This window comes from Serratia sp. KG1D, assembly GCF_037150675.1.
Lineage (GTDB): Bacteria > Pseudomonadota > Gammaproteobacteria > Enterobacterales > Enterobacteriaceae > Serratia > Serratia nematodiphila.
Map to the genome: position 1 here is coordinate 249,995 of NZ_JBAGIH010000004.1, position 13,671 is coordinate 263,665.

15 protein-coding genes and 1 pseudogene are annotated in these 13,671 nt (G+C 59.2%); 13 read left to right on the forward strand and 3 right to left on the reverse strand.

Annotation, left to right across the window (positions count from 1 at the left end):
- The first annotated feature begins 3 nt into the window (after positions 1–3).
- From WFM45_RS19280 to WFM45_RS19295, 4 genes are all read left to right on the forward strand, one after another.
- Positions 4–927, forward strand: coding sequence for a 3-hydroxyacyl-CoA dehydrogenase family protein (locus tag WFM45_RS19280; protein ID WP_033631694.1), 924 nt, complete (start codon positions 4–6; stop codon positions 925–927).
- A gap of 42 nt (positions 928–969) precedes the next feature.
- The gene (locus WFM45_RS19285; RefSeq protein WP_197716273.1) at positions 970–2,364 is read left to right on the forward strand and encodes a GntP family permease; all 1,395 of its coding nucleotides are present in this window, start codon (positions 970–972) and stop codon (positions 2,362–2,364) included.
- A 12-nt stretch (positions 2,365–2,376) separates the two neighbouring features.
- Positions 2,377–3,147: a 3-hydroxybutyrate dehydrogenase gene (locus WFM45_RS19290; RefSeq protein WP_336956915.1), complete on the forward strand. Its 771-nt coding sequence runs from the start codon at positions 2,377–2,379 to the stop codon at positions 3,145–3,147.
- Positions 3,148–3,519: 372 nt separating this feature from the next.
- Positions 3,520–4,656: a porin gene (locus WFM45_RS19295; RefSeq protein ID WP_031299792.1), complete on the forward strand. Its 1,137-nt coding sequence runs from the start codon at positions 3,520–3,522 to the stop codon at positions 4,654–4,656.
- A gap of 38 nt (positions 4,657–4,694) precedes the next feature.
- Here the strand turns inward: WFM45_RS19295 and WFM45_RS19300 are convergent, their stop codons facing one another.
- Positions 4,695–5,516: an AraC family transcriptional regulator gene (locus WFM45_RS19300; protein WP_004933266.1), complete on the reverse strand. Its 822-nt coding sequence runs from the start codon at positions 5,514–5,516 to the stop codon at positions 4,695–4,697.
- A gap of 120 nt (positions 5,517–5,636) precedes the next feature.
- Here WFM45_RS19300 and WFM45_RS19305 point away from each other — a divergent pair, with 120 nt between their 5' ends.
- From WFM45_RS19305 to WFM45_RS19315, 3 genes and pseudogenes are all read left to right on the forward strand, one after another.
- Positions 5,637–6,014, forward strand: coding sequence for a hypothetical protein (locus WFM45_RS19305; RefSeq protein ID WP_076740905.1), 378 nt, complete (start codon positions 5,637–5,639; stop codon positions 6,012–6,014).
- Positions 6,015–6,024: 10 nt separating this feature from the next.
- Entirely contained in the window at positions 6,025–6,900 is an 876-nt protein-coding gene (locus tag WFM45_RS19310; RefSeq protein ID WP_033631697.1) for a helix-turn-helix domain-containing protein, read from the forward strand.
- A 233-nt stretch (positions 6,901–7,133) separates the two neighbouring features.
- A pseudogene (locus tag WFM45_RS19315) lies at positions 7,134–8,051 on the forward strand (L,D-transpeptidase family protein); the annotation flags it as partial.
- A 91-nt stretch (positions 8,052–8,142) separates the two neighbouring features.
- Here the strand turns inward: WFM45_RS19315 and WFM45_RS19320 are convergent.
- On the reverse strand, positions 8,143–8,559 hold the full coding sequence (locus WFM45_RS19320) for a MarR family winged helix-turn-helix transcriptional regulator (RefSeq protein ID WP_004933256.1): 417 nt from the start codon (positions 8,557–8,559) through the stop codon (positions 8,143–8,145).
- Between the two features lie 181 nt (positions 8,560–8,740).
- Here WFM45_RS19320 and WFM45_RS19325 point away from each other — a divergent pair, with 181 nt between their 5' ends.
- The 4 genes from WFM45_RS19325 to idi are packed head-to-tail and all read left to right on the forward strand — an operon-like array spanning position 8,741 to position 11,649.
- Entirely contained in the window at positions 8,741–9,340 is a 600-nt protein-coding gene (locus WFM45_RS19325) for a non-oxidative hydroxyarylic acid decarboxylases subunit B (RefSeq protein WP_048325974.1), read from the forward strand.
- A gap of 2 nt (positions 9,341–9,342) precedes the next feature.
- On the forward strand, positions 9,343–10,770 hold the full coding sequence (locus WFM45_RS19330) for a non-oxidative hydroxyarylic acid decarboxylases subunit C (RefSeq protein ID WP_015376505.1): 1,428 nt from the start codon (positions 9,343–9,345) through the stop codon (positions 10,768–10,770).
- Positions 10,771–10,779: 9 nt separating this feature from the next.
- Positions 10,780–11,007, forward strand: coding sequence for a non-oxidative hydroxyarylic acid decarboxylases subunit D (locus tag WFM45_RS19335; RefSeq protein ID WP_004933250.1), 228 nt, complete (start codon positions 10,780–10,782; stop codon positions 11,005–11,007).
- A 42-nt stretch (positions 11,008–11,049) separates the two neighbouring features.
- Positions 11,050–11,649 (forward strand): isopentenyl-diphosphate Delta-isomerase, encoded by a 600-nt coding sequence (gene idi, locus WFM45_RS19340; RefSeq protein ID WP_336956923.1) that lies wholly within the window; start codon positions 11,050–11,052, stop codon positions 11,647–11,649.
- 37 nt (positions 11,650–11,686) lie between these two features.
- Here the strand turns inward: idi and WFM45_RS19345 are convergent, their stop codons facing one another.
- Positions 11,687–11,989 (reverse strand): DUF5862 family protein, encoded by a 303-nt coding sequence (locus WFM45_RS19345; protein WP_004933246.1) that lies wholly within the window; start codon positions 11,987–11,989, stop codon positions 11,687–11,689.
- Positions 11,990–12,480: 491 nt separating this feature from the next.
- On the opposite strand from WFM45_RS19345, the gene WFM45_RS19350 reads away from it, so the two are divergent.
- Together WFM45_RS19350 and WFM45_RS19355 are read left to right on the forward strand one after the other, a co-directional pair.
- Complete coding sequence (locus tag WFM45_RS19350) at positions 12,481–12,888, forward strand: ExbD/TolR family protein (protein ID WP_004933244.1); 408 nt, start codon at positions 12,481–12,483, stop codon at positions 12,886–12,888.
- 1 nt (position 12,889) lies between these two features.
- Complete coding sequence (locus WFM45_RS19355) at positions 12,890–13,642, forward strand: energy transducer TonB family protein (protein ID WP_048325979.1); 753 nt, start codon at positions 12,890–12,892, stop codon at positions 13,640–13,642.
- Positions 13,643–13,671 lie beyond the last annotated feature (29 nt).

The window sequence follows — 13,671 nt, forward strand, 5'->3', positions numbered from 1 at the left end:
ACCATGCAGTCATCTGACTATGCGGTACTGGGCGCCGGGCTGATGGGGGTGGGCATCGCCACCCACTTTATTCGCCACGGCCATGAGGTGCTGCTGTATGACCCGGATCCGCAGCGCCTGGAGGAAGCGCCGGCGGTGGCGAGCGGCATTCTGGCCGAGCTGAGCGACGTCGGGCAGTTTGATAACGATGAGCGCGACGCGGCGCTGGCGCGGCTGCGCGTGACCGGCGATCTGAACGCGGTGGCGCACGCCCGGCTGCTTATTGAGGCGATCCCGGAACGGCTCGAGCTGAAGCATGCGCTGTATGAGCAGCTGGAAGGGCTGATCGCCGACGACGCGGTGATCGCCAGCAACACCAGCGGCCTGCCGCCGGACGAGCTGGCGGCGCGCATGACCCATCCGCAGCGCCTGCTGATCGCCCATTTCTGGCACCCGCCGCACCTGATCCCGCTGGTGGAGATCGTGCCCGGCAGCGCCACCGAACCGCGTCATCTGGCGGCGGTGCAGGCGCTGCTCGGCGAGATGGATCTTGAGGCGGTGCTGCTGGAGCGCGCCGCGCCGGGGTTTGTCGGCAACCGGCTGCAGTTTGCGGTGCTGCGCGAGGCGCTGCACATCGTCCACAGCGGCATCGCCAGCGCTGAGGTGGTGGATCAGGTGATGCGCGCCTCGCTGGGGCGGCGCTACGCCATGGTCGGCCCGCTGGAGGCCGCCGACATGACCGGGCTCCCGACGGTGGCGGACATCGCCCGCCACCTGTTCCCGGAACTGGCGACCGGCGACGAGATGATGGCGCTGGTGGAACAGCGGCTGCAGCGCGGCGATACCGGCCAGCGCAGCGGCCAGGGATTTTATCTTTGGGATGAAGCGCGCAGGGAACGCATTCAACGGCGACGGGCGCATCAGCTGCGCTTTGCGCTGAAACCGTAATTTCGCACGCCGTACCTGACAATAACAACGATAGCGAGGTGCCTGATGAGCGTTTTGATTGCCCTGGCAGCACTGGGATTACTGATGCTGGCCGCCTACCGCGGCTACAGCGTGATTTTGTTCGCTCCGATAGCCGCGCTGGGCGCGGTGCTGTTGACCGACCCCGGCGCGGTGGCGCCGACCTTCACCGGGCTGTTTATGGAGAAGATGGTCGGCTTCGTGAAGCTCTACTTCCCGGTGTTCCTGCTGGGGGCGGTATTCGGCAAGCTGATCGAACTGTCCGGTTTTTCCCGTTCGATCGTCGCGGCGGCGATCCGCATTCTCGGCCGGCGCCACGCCATTCCGGTGATCGTGCTGGTGTGCGCGCTGCTGACCTACGGCGGAGTGTCGCTGTTTGTGGTGGCGTTCGCGGTTTATCCGTTCGCCGCCGAGCTGTTCCGCCAGAGCGGCATCCCCAAGCGGCTGATCCCGGCCACCGTGGCGCTCGGCGCCTTCTCCTTCACCATGGACGCCTTGCCCGGCACGCCGCAGATCCAAAACATCATCCCGACCAGCTTCTTCGGCACCAACGCCTGGGCCGCGCCCTGGCTGGGGCTGATCGGCTCGCTGTTCATCATCGCGGTCGGCCTGCTGTATCTTGAACGCCAGCGGCGCAAGGCGCAGTTGAAGGGGGAGGGTTACGGCACCGAGCTGCTGAACGAACCGGAAACCCCGGACGACATCAACCTGCCGAATCCGCTGATCGCCATCCTGCCGTTGATTCTGGTCGGGGTATTCAACCTTGCCTTCACCCATTGGATCCCGCAGTGGTACGGCGCCAGCCACGATCTGACGCTGCCGGGGCTGGCCAAGCCCATCACCACCGATGTGGCGAAGATCACCGCCATCTGGGCGGTGGAAGCGGCGCTGGTGTCGGGTATTCTACTGGTGGTGGCGTTCGGCTTTGGCAATATTCGCGGCCGGCTGGCGGAAGGCAGCAAGACGGCGGTCGGCGGCGCAATTCTGGCGGCGATGAACACCGCCTCCGAATACGGCTTCGGCGCGGTGATCGCCGCGCTGCCGGGCTTTTTGGTGCTGTCGCAGGCGCTGTCGGCGATCCCCAATCCGCTGCTGAACGAAGCGATCAGCGTCACCCTGCTGGCCGGCATCACCGGCTCGGCCTCCGGCGGCATGAGCATCGCGCTGGCGGCGATGGCCGATAACTTCGTGGCCGCCGCCCACGCCGCGCATATCCCGCTGGAAGTGCTGCACCGGGTGGCCTCGATGGCCAGCGGCGGCATGGATACCTTGCCGCACAACGGCGCGGTGATCACCCTGCTGGCGATCACCGGCCTCAGCCACCGGCAGGCCTATGGCGGCATCTTCGCCATCACCCTGATCAAAAGCGCCGCGGTGCTGTTCGTGATCGGCGTGTTCTACCTGACCGGCATTGTTTAAAGGAGCGATACCATGAGTGTACAAGGCAAAACCGCGCTGGTGACCGGCTCGACCAGCGGCATCGGCCTCGGGATAGCGTCCGTGCTGGCCGCCGCCGGCGTGCGCGTGATCCTCAACGGCTTTGGCGATGTGGAAGCGGCGAAAGCGCAGGTTGCCCGGCTGGGCGCCGCGCCGGGGTATCACGGCGCCGATCTCGGCGATGCGGCCCAGATAGCGGACATGATGCACTATGCCGAGCGTGAGTTCGGCGGCGTGGACATTCTGGTGAACAACGCCGGCATTCAGCACGTGGCGCCGCTGGATCAGTTCCCGGTGGAGAAATGGAACGCCATCCTCGCCATTAACCTGTCGGCGGTGTTCCACACCTGCCGGTTGGCGCTGCCGGGCATGCGCGAGCGCCACTGGGGGCGCATCATCAACGTGGCGTCGGTGCACGGGCTGGTGGCGTCGAAAGACAAGTCGGCCTATGTGGCGGCCAAGCACGGCGTGGTGGGGCTGACCAAGACGCTGGCGCTGGAAACCGCCCGCACGCCCGTCACCTGCAACGCCATCTGCCCCGGCTGGGTGCTGACGCCGCTGGTGCAGCAGCAGATCGACAAACGCATCGCCGCCGGCATCGATCCGCAGCGGGCGCGCGATGAGCTGCTGGCGGAGAAGCAGCCTTCGCAAGCGTTCGTCACGCCAGAGCAGCTCGGTGAGCTGGCGCTGTTCCTGTGCAGCGATGCGGCGGCGCAGGTGCGTGGCGCCGCCTGGAACATGGACGGCGGCTGGCTGGCGCAGTAGTGATGGCATTTCCTCGGAGCGCACAACGCGCTCCGTCGTTATTTCCCGCCTTTAATTAATTCCCTCGCGTGACGGTTTACCTGCGGCAATAATATTTATTTGTTATTTGCTATCTTTATTTCCGGATAATCACGCCGGGTTATTTTGGGTAAAAGATGCGGATTGGTTTATTTCGTGCTGCGGTTATTACATTGTTTTTCTCCGTGTTACAGGTGAACACGTTTCTGCTGAAAATAAATCCAACCCGAAATAATGGCAGATTATGACGTGAATTTTTATATCTTGCGTGCGCTGTTCACATCGGTTAATTATTTCTGCGTGGCTTAAGACCACCGCGTTCATAACAATAATTTTTTTCGGGCAGGGGTAATAATGAGAAAAAATACAACGCCAATATTCATTGGCGGCGTCTTGCTGTCGGCGATTTCCGCCGGCGCGCAGGCCGAGATCACCATTCTGGATAAAAACCCGCAGAGCAATGTGTTGCTGGCGCCGCTCAGTTTAAAGGTGGGCGGCAGCATTCGCCCCGAGTGGATCTTCAATAACGGCCCGGAGCCGGGCTATGACAAAAACGGCCACGACGGCGGCACGCGTTTTCGCTTCAGCGGCGATTATGCGCTGACGCAGGACACCTCGATCATCGGCTATTACGAGTGGGGCGTCGATCTGGCGCACGCGCTCAGCTGGGACGGGCACTATAACGAAGACGGCAAGCGCGACTATCAGCGCCAGCTGTACGCCGGCTTCAAAGACGATCGTTACGGCACCCTGACCTATGGCCATCAATACGGCATCTATTATTCGGTGGTCGGCATCAAAAGCGACGTCTGGGATAACGATGGCCATGCGGGCGGCACCGGCATCGGTATTTCCGGCGACTATGACGGCGGCAATAAACCGAAAAACAGCATCAAATACACCAATGATTTCGGGCCGGTCACGCTGTACGCCAACTACTTATTGCCGGAAGACGATCTGCACACCGCGGATAACCTGATTTACCGCCGCAAGGGCGGTGGCGGGCTGGGCTTCGATTACAAGGTGACGAAAGACTTCACCTTCAGCGCCGCCTACAGTTATACCGATGCGAAGATCAAAGATAATCTGTACAGCGAAAAAGATTATCACCAGCAGCTGTCCGGCACCGCGTTAACCTGGCAGCCGAATAACTGGTATATCGTCGGCACCGCCAGCTACTACAAAGATTATGTGCCGAGCACCCGCCAGCGCACGCTGTCGCACTTCTTCGCCGGTGACGGCTACGGGCTGGAAGGCTTCGTCGGTTACACCTTCAATATCGACAAGCCGTTTCTCAAATCCGTCCAGCCTTATGTGGCGGCGGACTCGCTGCGGCTGAAGGGAGACGAGGCGTATCACGCCAACCACGTCTATCTTGGCGCGGGCACCACCATCGGTTACGGTCTGTCGGTGTATGTGGAGCGCACGCTGGCCAACAGCAGCGACAACGAGCCGGATTCCACCTGGATAACGGTGTTCTACGACTTCTGATTTTCACCTGCTCCAAGCCGGCGCCTGCGCCGGCTTTTTTACATGGTGATCGCACCGCCCAGGGTCTCTCCAGAGGCGTTGCGCTCCGCCAGATAGCGCGCCGGCGGTTTGCCCACCGCCTTTCTGAACATGGTGACGAAGCCGCTGGCGCTCTCGTAGCCCAAATCCAGCGCCACCGTCTGTACGCTCTCGCCCTGCGTCAAGCGCTGCAGCGCCAGCATTACGTGCAGCTGGCGCCGCCAGTGGCCGAAGCTCATGCCCATCTGCTGTTGCAAGGTGCGGCTGAGGGAGCGTTCGCTCATGCCGATGCGCTGCGCCCACTGCCCGAGGGTGGATTTGTCCGCCGGGCTGCTCAGCATGCCTTCGGTCAACTGCCGGATGCGCGCGTCGTCGGACACCGGCAGATGCAGATTCTCGATCGGCGCGGCCGCCAACTGATCCAGCAATACCGCCGTCAGACGCCCCTCGGCGCCTTGTTCGTCGTAAAGCGGCTCAAAGGTGCTGGCCTGCAGCAGCAGCTCGCGCAGCAGCGGCGAGACCGACAGCGTGCAGCAGCTTTGCGGCAGGCCGGCGGCGGCATGTTGATCGACGAACAGGCAGTAGGCCTCGGTGGAGCCGGCGCCCTGGGCGTTGTGCAACACGTTGCCCGGCATCCACAGCGCGCACTGCGGCGGCACCAGCCACAGCCCGTTTTCCACTTCGCAGCGGATCATGCCGCGCACGGTGTAGATCAGTTGCGCCTTCCGGTGGCGGTGCGGCTCGACTTCCCAATCCTGCTCGAGAGTCGAACCTTGCAGGGCAAACAGCGGGCGCGGCACCTGATCGATATCCAGACAGTGGCGGGGGATCTGTACTTTCATGAGAATAGTTCTCAATTTGGCGGAATTGAAAAGTATTATGTCCTGATTGCGCAATGCGGTCTAGCGCCGGTGCCGATAAAGTAAGCGCCAGTGCTAAACCCTTTCGCGAGGAAACTGATTATGTCATTGGATAGCGCCGACTTTCCGCTGGTATGGATGCGCCGCAGCGGGCGCGATACCCAGGCCGAGCTGGCCGAATTCAGCGCGCTGCTGGCGCGCGCCGAACCCTTTGTCCTGATGACCGACCGCAGCGTCGGCGATGAAGAACAAGAACATGACCGCGATGCCCGCACCCAGGTGGCGCTGTGGAAGCGCGATAACCGCGAGGCGCTGAAGCGGTGGGTGAAAGGCATGATCATGCTGGAACCGGACGACGCCAAACGCGCGGCGGCGGAAGAATTCGCCGAATACGGCGCCAAATTCTGGGGCTATCCGGTACTGGTGGCCGCCGATGAAGCCGCAGGGCGGGTATTGGCGCAGACGTTATTGTTAAAATAAGGGGAACACCATGCACCAGCAACAGGTGATTGAACAGCTGCTGGCCTGGATCGAGCAGAGCCTGGATCAGCCGCTGACGCTGGACGACATCGCCGCCAAGTCCGGCTACTCCAAATGGCATTTGCAGCGGATGTTCAAGCAGCATACCGGCCATATTCTCGGCACCTACGCGCGCCGCAGAAGGCTGACCGCCGCCGCGCGTGAACTGCGCCTGACCGGCACCAGCGTGGCCTGCATCGCCGATACTTACCAGTTCGATTCGCAGCAGACCTTCACCCGTTGCTTCCGCAAGCAGTTCGGTCTGCCGCCGGCCAGCTATCGTCGCAGCCAGGATTGGTCGAGCTATGGGCTGCAGCCGCCGCTGCGCCTGACCGAAGCGCCATTGCCGCAGGCCGATATCGTGACGCTGCCCGCCATGCAGTTGGTGGGCCATACCCAGCGCCGCAGTTTTACGCTGGGGCAGCTGGCGGCCTCCAAGTGCGAGCTGCGCCGCCACGCCTGGCGGCAGTTGCTGCAGCCGCAGGCGCTGCCGGAGGTGGTATACGGCCTCACCAGTCTGGAAGTTGACCGGCGCCGCCGGGGCAGCCCGCGCATGGCCTACACCGCCGCTCTGCCGGACGAAGGGGCGCCGGGAGAACGGGTGACTATCGAGCAGGGCGAGTATGCCCGTTTCACCTACCAGGGACAGGCGGAAGGGTTACAAAACTTTATTGTCCGGCTGTATGACACCGCCATGCCGCAGATGAACGCCATTCGCCGGCCAGGGCAGGATATCGAGCGTTTCTACCCGGCGCAGGAGGGCAGTTGCCCGCTCGGCGGCGCGGCGATCCGCTGTGAATATCTGATTCCGATACGGCGGGAGGAAGCGTTGGCCGCCGCCAGCTAGGCGGCGGTTCTCGCAAAAAATCGCCGGCGTGGCGCGTCAGGTTACAAAAAATTGCGATATTACATCGGTAATGGTTCACACTTTGATTGATGTGCACATATAATGCGCATCCGGTCAAATCCCCCCTGGTTTTTCAGGCCGCAGCGCCGTCAGCTGCCGGCTGAAATTCAACGGGGCAAAGTGGCCGTAGAAACCAATACCCATAATCGCCAGTGGCCTTGACCAACACGAAGATGAAAATGAGCATTCGCGCGTTATTAACCCTGTTTACGGCACTGGTTGCATTCAGCCAGGCTGCCTTCGCCGTCGTTTACCCGCTGCCGCCAAAAGACAGCCGTTTGGTGGGCGAGAATATCCAAATCACCGTACCGGAAGACAGCAAACTGCCGCTGGAGAGCTTCGCCGCCCAGTATCAGATGGGGCTGAGCAACATGCTGGAGGCCAACCCGGGCGTGGATCCGTTCCTGCCGAAGGCCGGCAGCACCCTGACTATCCCGCAGCAGCTGATCCTGCCGGACGCGCCGCGTGAAGGCATCATCATCAACAGCGCCGAAATGCGTCTGTACTACTACCCGAAAGGTTCCAACACCGTGGTAGTGCTGCCGATCGGCATCGGCCAACTGGGTAAAGACACCCCGCTGAACTGGACCACAACCGTGCAGCGCAAGAAAGATGGCCCGACCTGGACGCCGACCGCCAAGATGCGCGCCGAATACGCGGCTGACGGCGAGATCCTGCCGGCGGTGTTCCCGGCCGGCCCGGACAACCCGATGGGGCTGTATGCGCTGTATGTCGGCCGCCTGTACGCTATCCACGGCACCAACGCCAACTTCGGCATCGGCCTGCGCGTGAGCCACGGCTGCGTGCGTCTGCGCGCCGACGACATCAAGTACCTGTTCCAGAACGTGCCGGTCGGCACCCGCGTGCAGTTCATCAACGAACCGATGAAGGCCACAGTCGAACCGGACGGCTCGCGCTACGTAGAAGTGCACAACCCGCTGTCGGCCAACGAAGAACAGCTGCAATCCAAGGATCCGGTGCCGTTGACCATCTCCGCGCCGGTCGGCAAAGTGCTGATGGACGCCGGCGTCAACCAGAGCGAAGTGGACGCGGCGATCAAGGCCCGTTCCGGCATGCCGGTGAAAGTGAACTGATTGCCCAGAGCTTCAGTGAACGCGATAAAAAAGACGCCTGCGGGCGCCTTTTTTTATGCTTTCAGCTTCCGCTGTTGGCGCAGTGAATTTATTGCTTCCCTATCATCGTCTTTAAAACGAAAAGCGCCGACTCATGTTGGTCTTTATTGACTCGTTCGAGATACATATTATCAATCGCGTCGGCGATGGGGCGGCTGGCTTCGAACAGCGCTTGCCCAGCAGGCGTCAGGTAAATAAATCGGCGGCGCTTATCATGCTCGCCGGCTTCCCGTTTTAATAAACCTTTTCCTTCCATGCGGCCTAGCAATTCGGCCAGCGCGGCTTTACTGCTGATCGCCGCTTCCATTAATTCGATTTGTTCAATGCCCGGCGTTTCTGAAACGGTGGCCAGAATGGAATATTGTTGTTTGCTGAGTTCAGGAAGCGATTTTTGCCATTGAGCACTATGATCCTGAAGCAGTTCGCGAATGAGGTGGAAAAAAGTATTGGCCAGCGTTCTGTTCATACATTATTCCCTGAAAGGAAAAAAGCTAACAATAATATCAATATAACAAAATAAGCCGATAAGGGATACCTGCCCGGAAAGTTGTTCGTTTACGAACGGTTACATATTGCCCACTTGTTTTATCGTTATCTCGGGACTAGATTTGATAAATCGTTCGTATGCGAACTTTGTGAGGTGTTGCATGAGATTAGTGATCGCGATGACGGGCGCGACCGGGGCGCCGCTGGGTACGGCGCTGCTTCAGGCGCTAAAAGACATGGAGGGCATAGAGACGCATTTGATCTTGAGTAAGTGGGCCAAAACGACCATTGAACTCGAAACAAATCTCACCGTGCATGACGTGATGGCGATGGCCGACGTGACGCACGGTTCTGCCGATCAGGCCGCCACGATCTCTTCAGGTTCTTTTCATACGGACGGCATGATCATTATTCCCTGCAGTATGAAAACGTTGGCGGGTATTCGAGCCGGTTATGCAGAAGGGCTTATTGGCAGAGCGGCGGATGTGATTATCAAAGAAGGGCGGAAGTTGGTGTTGGTTCCCAGAGAAACGCCGTTGAGCACTATTCACTTGGAAAATATGCTCGCGCTCTCGAAATTGGGGGTGTCATTGGTTCCCCCCATGCCCGCTTATTATAACCACCCCACTCATATTGATGACGTTACCGATCATATTGTCGCACGCGTGCTGGATCAATTTGGTCTTGATCATCGCCGGGCAAAGCGCTGGGCAGGACTAAAAGAAAATAGCAAAAAAACCACTGACACCGAGGAAGGTTAAATATGGCTTATGACGATCTGCGAAGTTATTTAGCGGCGCTGGATGAGGCCGGACAATTACTCGATATTACCGAGGAGGTTCAGGCGGAACCGGATATCGCCGCGGCAGCCAACGCCACAGGCAGAATGGGTGAGGGCGCCCCCGCCATTGCATTCAGGAACATTAAAGGCTTTGAACACGCGCATGTGGTCATGAACACCATCGGGTCATGGCAGAATCACGCCATAGCCCTGGGGCTCCCGCCGGCCACGCCGGTGAAGCAGCAAATCGATGAGTATATTCGCCGCTGGGATCATTTTCCCGTCTCTGCGGAACGTCGCGATAATCCGCCCTGGGCCGAGAACGAGGTCAACGGTGAGGAGATTAATCTGTTTGAGATCCTGCCGCTGTTTCGCTTAAACGATGGCGACGGTGGATTCTACCTGGATAAGGCCTGCGTGGTTTCCCGCGATCCTGAAGATCCGACCCACTTCGGCAAGCAAAACGTCGGCATTTATCGCATGGAGGTGAAGGGCAAGCGTAAGCTGGGCCTGCAGCCCGTGCCGATGCACGACATCGCGCTGCATCTGCATAAAGCAGAAGAGCGCGGCGAGGATCTGCCTATCGCCATTACGCTGGGCAATGACCCGATCATTACGCTGATGGGGGCGACGCCGCTCAAATACGATCAGTCGGAGTATGAAATGGCCGGCGCCCTGCGTGAAAGCCCGTACCCGATAGCGACGGCCCCCTTGACCGGCTTTGATGTGCCCTGGGGTTCCGAAGTCATCATTGAAGGAGTGATTGAAGGCCGCAAGCGCGAGATTGAAGGCCCGTTCGGCGAATTTACGGGGCACTATTCCGGCGGCCGCAACATGACGGTGGTGCGCATCGATAAGGTTTCTTACCGCTCGCGGCCGATTTTCGAATCCCTGTATCTGGGCATGCCCTGGACAGAAATCGACTACCTGATGGGGCCGGCCACCTGTGTGCCGCTGTATCAGCAGTTGAAAGCCGAGTTTCCGGAAGTGCAGGCGGTTAATGCGATGTATACCCACGGGTTGCTCGTCATCATTTCCACTAAAAAGCGTTATGGCGGTTTCGCGCGCGCGGTGGGGATGCGGGCGATGACCACGCCGCATGGGCTGGGCTATGTGAAAATGGTGATCATGGTCGATGAGGATGTCGATCCCTTCAACCTGCCGCAGGTTATGTGGGCGCTGTCCGCCAAGGTCAATCCGGCCGGCGATTTGGTGCAATTGCCGAATATGTCGGTGCTGGAGTTGGATCCCGGCTCCAGCCCGGCGGGGATCACGGACAAACTCATCATTGACGCGACCACGCCGGTGGCTCCGGATACGCGCGGCCACTACAGCCAGCCGGTCAAGGATTTACCCGAAACTGCCCTGTGGGTGGATAAATTAACCGCCATGCTGGCTAACCGTCATTAAGGAGTTCCTATGATTTGTCCTCGTTGTGCCGATAAACAGATAGACGTCATGGCGCATTCACCGGTCAAGGGCGTGTGGACGGTATACCAGTGTCAACACTGCCTTTATACCTGGCGTAATACCGAGCCTGCTCGCAGAACGGAACGGGAACATTATCCGCCCGAGTTTCGCATGACTCAGCAGGATATCGATAATGCGCCGGAAGTGCCGACCATTCCCCCTCTTCTGAGGAAATGAAACCGCAGGCGGGGAAAGGCCCGCCTTTTCATGGAAATAACAATGATGAGAAATGAAGACGTCGTTTTGCTTGACGCCGCCTGGCAGCCCTGCGGGACGATGCCCAAAGATCAGGTCCACACGCGGCATACGCCGCTGCATCTGGCTTTTTCATGCTACCTGTTTACTGTCGAGGGTGCCGTGCTGGTCACCCGGCGCGCGTTGAGCAAAACCGCCTGGCCGGGGGGCTGGACCAATTCTTTTTGTGGGCATCCCCTGCCGCAAGAGGCGCTGGCGCAGGCCGTTATACGTCGCGCTCAGGTTGAATTGGGCACGGAAGTCGAGCAGATAACGCTGCTGAGCGACGCCTTCAGTTATCAGGCGACCGACGTGTCCGGCATCATGGAGAATGAGGTTTGCCCGGTATTTGCCGCGCATTGTAAAGGCGCTCTCTGCGCTAATCCGGATGAAGTGGCGGATTATGCGTGGGTCGATCTCAACAACTTAATGGCGGCTGTAAAATTAACGCCATTCGCTTTCAGCCCGTGGATGGTTTCTCAATTGAATACCGGTGCGATAACATCAGGTTTGAAAAAATACAGGGATGCCATAACCATAAAGAGCGCAGCGCGCGACATTAGGGACGGTGCTGTAATAAAATAAATAGTCACCGCAAGGGTGACTATTTATTCATTCATGTTTACAGGCTGCCGCCGACCGAGGTCGAGGTGGAGCCGATAGTCTCGCGGAAATGTTTCGCGTAGTCGGCCACTTCCTGCTGCGTATGCGTCAGGCCATAAAGACCCAGCCCCACACCGCCTGCAACGCCGCCGATGATGGTGCCGACCAATTGGCCGACCGCACCGGCAATAAAGCCGCCTGCGCCTGCGGATTTACCTGCAATCAACGCGCCGGTCATGGCGCCGTCCAACAGCCCATCCCAGGCCGCGTTCAGATCGCCACCGCTAACGTACTGTTCTTCATATTGACTAAGTACTTTCATATACAATCCTTATAAATAAAAGGGTGACTTAGTGGGTTTAATTAAATTCTAAAATAACGCCGCAGCGCCATTTCACTTTAAAAATATAACGGATGCCATTTGATTGGCAATATTCCATTCAATGAAGGGTGTTATTTGGTTAAATATAGTCGCATTTATTTTTGGCGAGTGTTTTAAAGAGGGGGGTTGGGAATTTTCTTGGGAAAAATAGCAGATATCGCTGGGAGGTGAGAAGCAAAGCCGTCACCGGTTGGCGCAGCTTGTCACTATTTTCACATTTATTGTCTCGTCATTCGCATGGCGTTAGGCCCACATTGCAATTATTCCATTAAAAACTATCGCTAATTAATGAGTTATATCTCCGCATTTATTGCCCGCCATTGAAAAAATTCTCGCAAAAAATCTCCGCTGTGAAAATAAGATCACACAAGCGTAACAAAAGGTAAACAAATCCCTCCTATATTGGCTGCTTCGCTTTTGGAGGGAGTGTCATGCGTAACTGGAACGAACCGAAAAAGAACAAAGCGCACATCGAACTGATCCCGATGATCGACGTGATGATGTTTTTATTGGTGTTTTTCGTCTTGATCAGCCTGAACGTCATTCCGGCGCTCGGGCTGAAAACGCAGTTGCCGTCCGCCGGCAGCGCGCAACAGCTGAAACCGCAGAAGAAAGCGATCATCACGCTGGGGGCCGACGAACAGCTGCAGCTGGATGGCCAGCCGATCGCGCTCGACGCGTTGGTCAACACGCTGAAGCAACAGCAGCAGGCCAACCAGACCACCACCATCATCGTCAACAGTGATAAAGGCGTGGCGGTCGAGCGGCTGGTGGCGGTCATGGATAACCTGCGCCAGGGCGGCTTCTTCTCCGTCTCCATCGCGACACGGAAGCTGTGACATGTATCTGCTCTATCGCTCACGTCATCTTTTCAGCTGGTTGCCGGCGCTGATTGTCGCCGGCTGCCTGCTGTTCGCCAGCCAACAGGCGGCGCTGAAGATCCAGCCGCGCTACGACGAAACCGCCATTGAACTGGCGCTGGTGGAACCTGAACCGGCGCCGGAACCCCAACCGGAAACGCCGCCGGAGCCTCAGCCCGAACCGCCGCCGCCCGAGCCGGAGCCGCTCCCCGAACCGGTGGTGCCGGCGCCGGAACCGATCGTGGAAGCCAAGCCGGTGCCGAAGCCACAGCCAAAGCCACAGCCAAAGCCCAAACCGGTGAAAGAGAAAGCCAAACCGGTAGAGAAACCTAAACCGACGCCGGCGCCCGCCGCACCGCGCGCGCTGGTCAGCAAACCGGCGGCGCAGCCCGCACCGGCCGCCCCCGCGGCGCCGAAGGTGAACGCGCAGGCGATAGAAAACGGCTACCTGCTGGCCTTGCGCCGTGAGCTGGAACAGCGCAAGCGCTACCCGAGCGGGCGGCAGGCCTCGCTCGAACGCCCGCAGGGCAACGTCGAGGTGTGGCTGGAGGTCGATCGCAGCGGGCGGGTGCTCTCTTCCGGCATCGCCAACAAGGCCGCCAGCATGCTGCTGAATCGCGCGGCGATGAGCAGCCTGCAAAGCATCAGTTCAGTGAAGCCGTTCCCGAGCGAGGCGTTCGCCGGGCAAACAACCAAAAGATTTACCGCGACGTTCAATTATCAGGCGCCTTAGCGCAAGGGTTAATCGTTTGATTTTTATGG

What these genes read in the sequence shown, in the direction of transcription:
- WFM45_RS19295 (WP_031299792.1), top strand. Translation starts at nt 3,520, where the DNA reads ATGAGAAAAAATACAACGCCAATATTCATTGGCGGCGTCTTGCTGTCG.
- WFM45_RS19320 (WP_004933256.1), bottom strand. Translation starts at nt 8,559, where the DNA reads ATGAACAGAACGCTGGCCAATACTTTTTTCCACCTCATTCGCGAACTG.
- WFM45_RS19305 (WP_076740905.1), top strand. Translation starts at nt 5,637, where the DNA reads ATGTCATTGGATAGCGCCGACTTTCCGCTGGTATGGATGCGCCGCAGC.
- WFM45_RS19345 (WP_004933246.1), bottom strand. Translation starts at nt 11,989, where the DNA reads ATGAAAGTACTTAGTCAATATGAAGAACAGTACGTTAGCGGTGGCGAT.
- WFM45_RS19290 (WP_336956915.1), top strand. Translation starts at nt 2,377, where the DNA reads ATGAGTGTACAAGGCAAAACCGCGCTGGTGACCGGCTCGACCAGCGGC.
- WFM45_RS19325 (WP_048325974.1), top strand. Translation starts at nt 8,741, where the DNA reads ATGAGATTAGTGATCGCGATGACGGGCGCGACCGGGGCGCCGCTGGGT.
- WFM45_RS19330 (WP_015376505.1), top strand. Translation starts at nt 9,343, where the DNA reads ATGGCTTATGACGATCTGCGAAGTTATTTAGCGGCGCTGGATGAGGCC.
- WFM45_RS19280 (WP_033631694.1), top strand. Translation starts at nt 4, where the DNA reads ATGCAGTCATCTGACTATGCGGTACTGGGCGCCGGGCTGATGGGGGTG.
- idi (WP_336956923.1), top strand. Translation starts at nt 11,050, where the DNA reads ATGATGAGAAATGAAGACGTCGTTTTGCTTGACGCCGCCTGGCAGCCC.
- WFM45_RS19335 (WP_004933250.1), top strand. Translation starts at nt 10,780, where the DNA reads ATGATTTGTCCTCGTTGTGCCGATAAACAGATAGACGTCATGGCGCAT.
- WFM45_RS19350 (WP_004933244.1), top strand. Translation starts at nt 12,481, where the DNA reads ATGCGTAACTGGAACGAACCGAAAAAGAACAAAGCGCACATCGAACTG.
- WFM45_RS19355 (WP_048325979.1), top strand. Translation starts at nt 12,890, where the DNA reads ATGTATCTGCTCTATCGCTCACGTCATCTTTTCAGCTGGTTGCCGGCG.
- WFM45_RS19310 (WP_033631697.1), top strand. Translation starts at nt 6,025, where the DNA reads ATGCACCAGCAACAGGTGATTGAACAGCTGCTGGCCTGGATCGAGCAG.
- WFM45_RS19300 (WP_004933266.1), bottom strand. Translation starts at nt 5,516, where the DNA reads ATGAAAGTACAGATCCCCCGCCACTGTCTGGATATCGATCAGGTGCCG.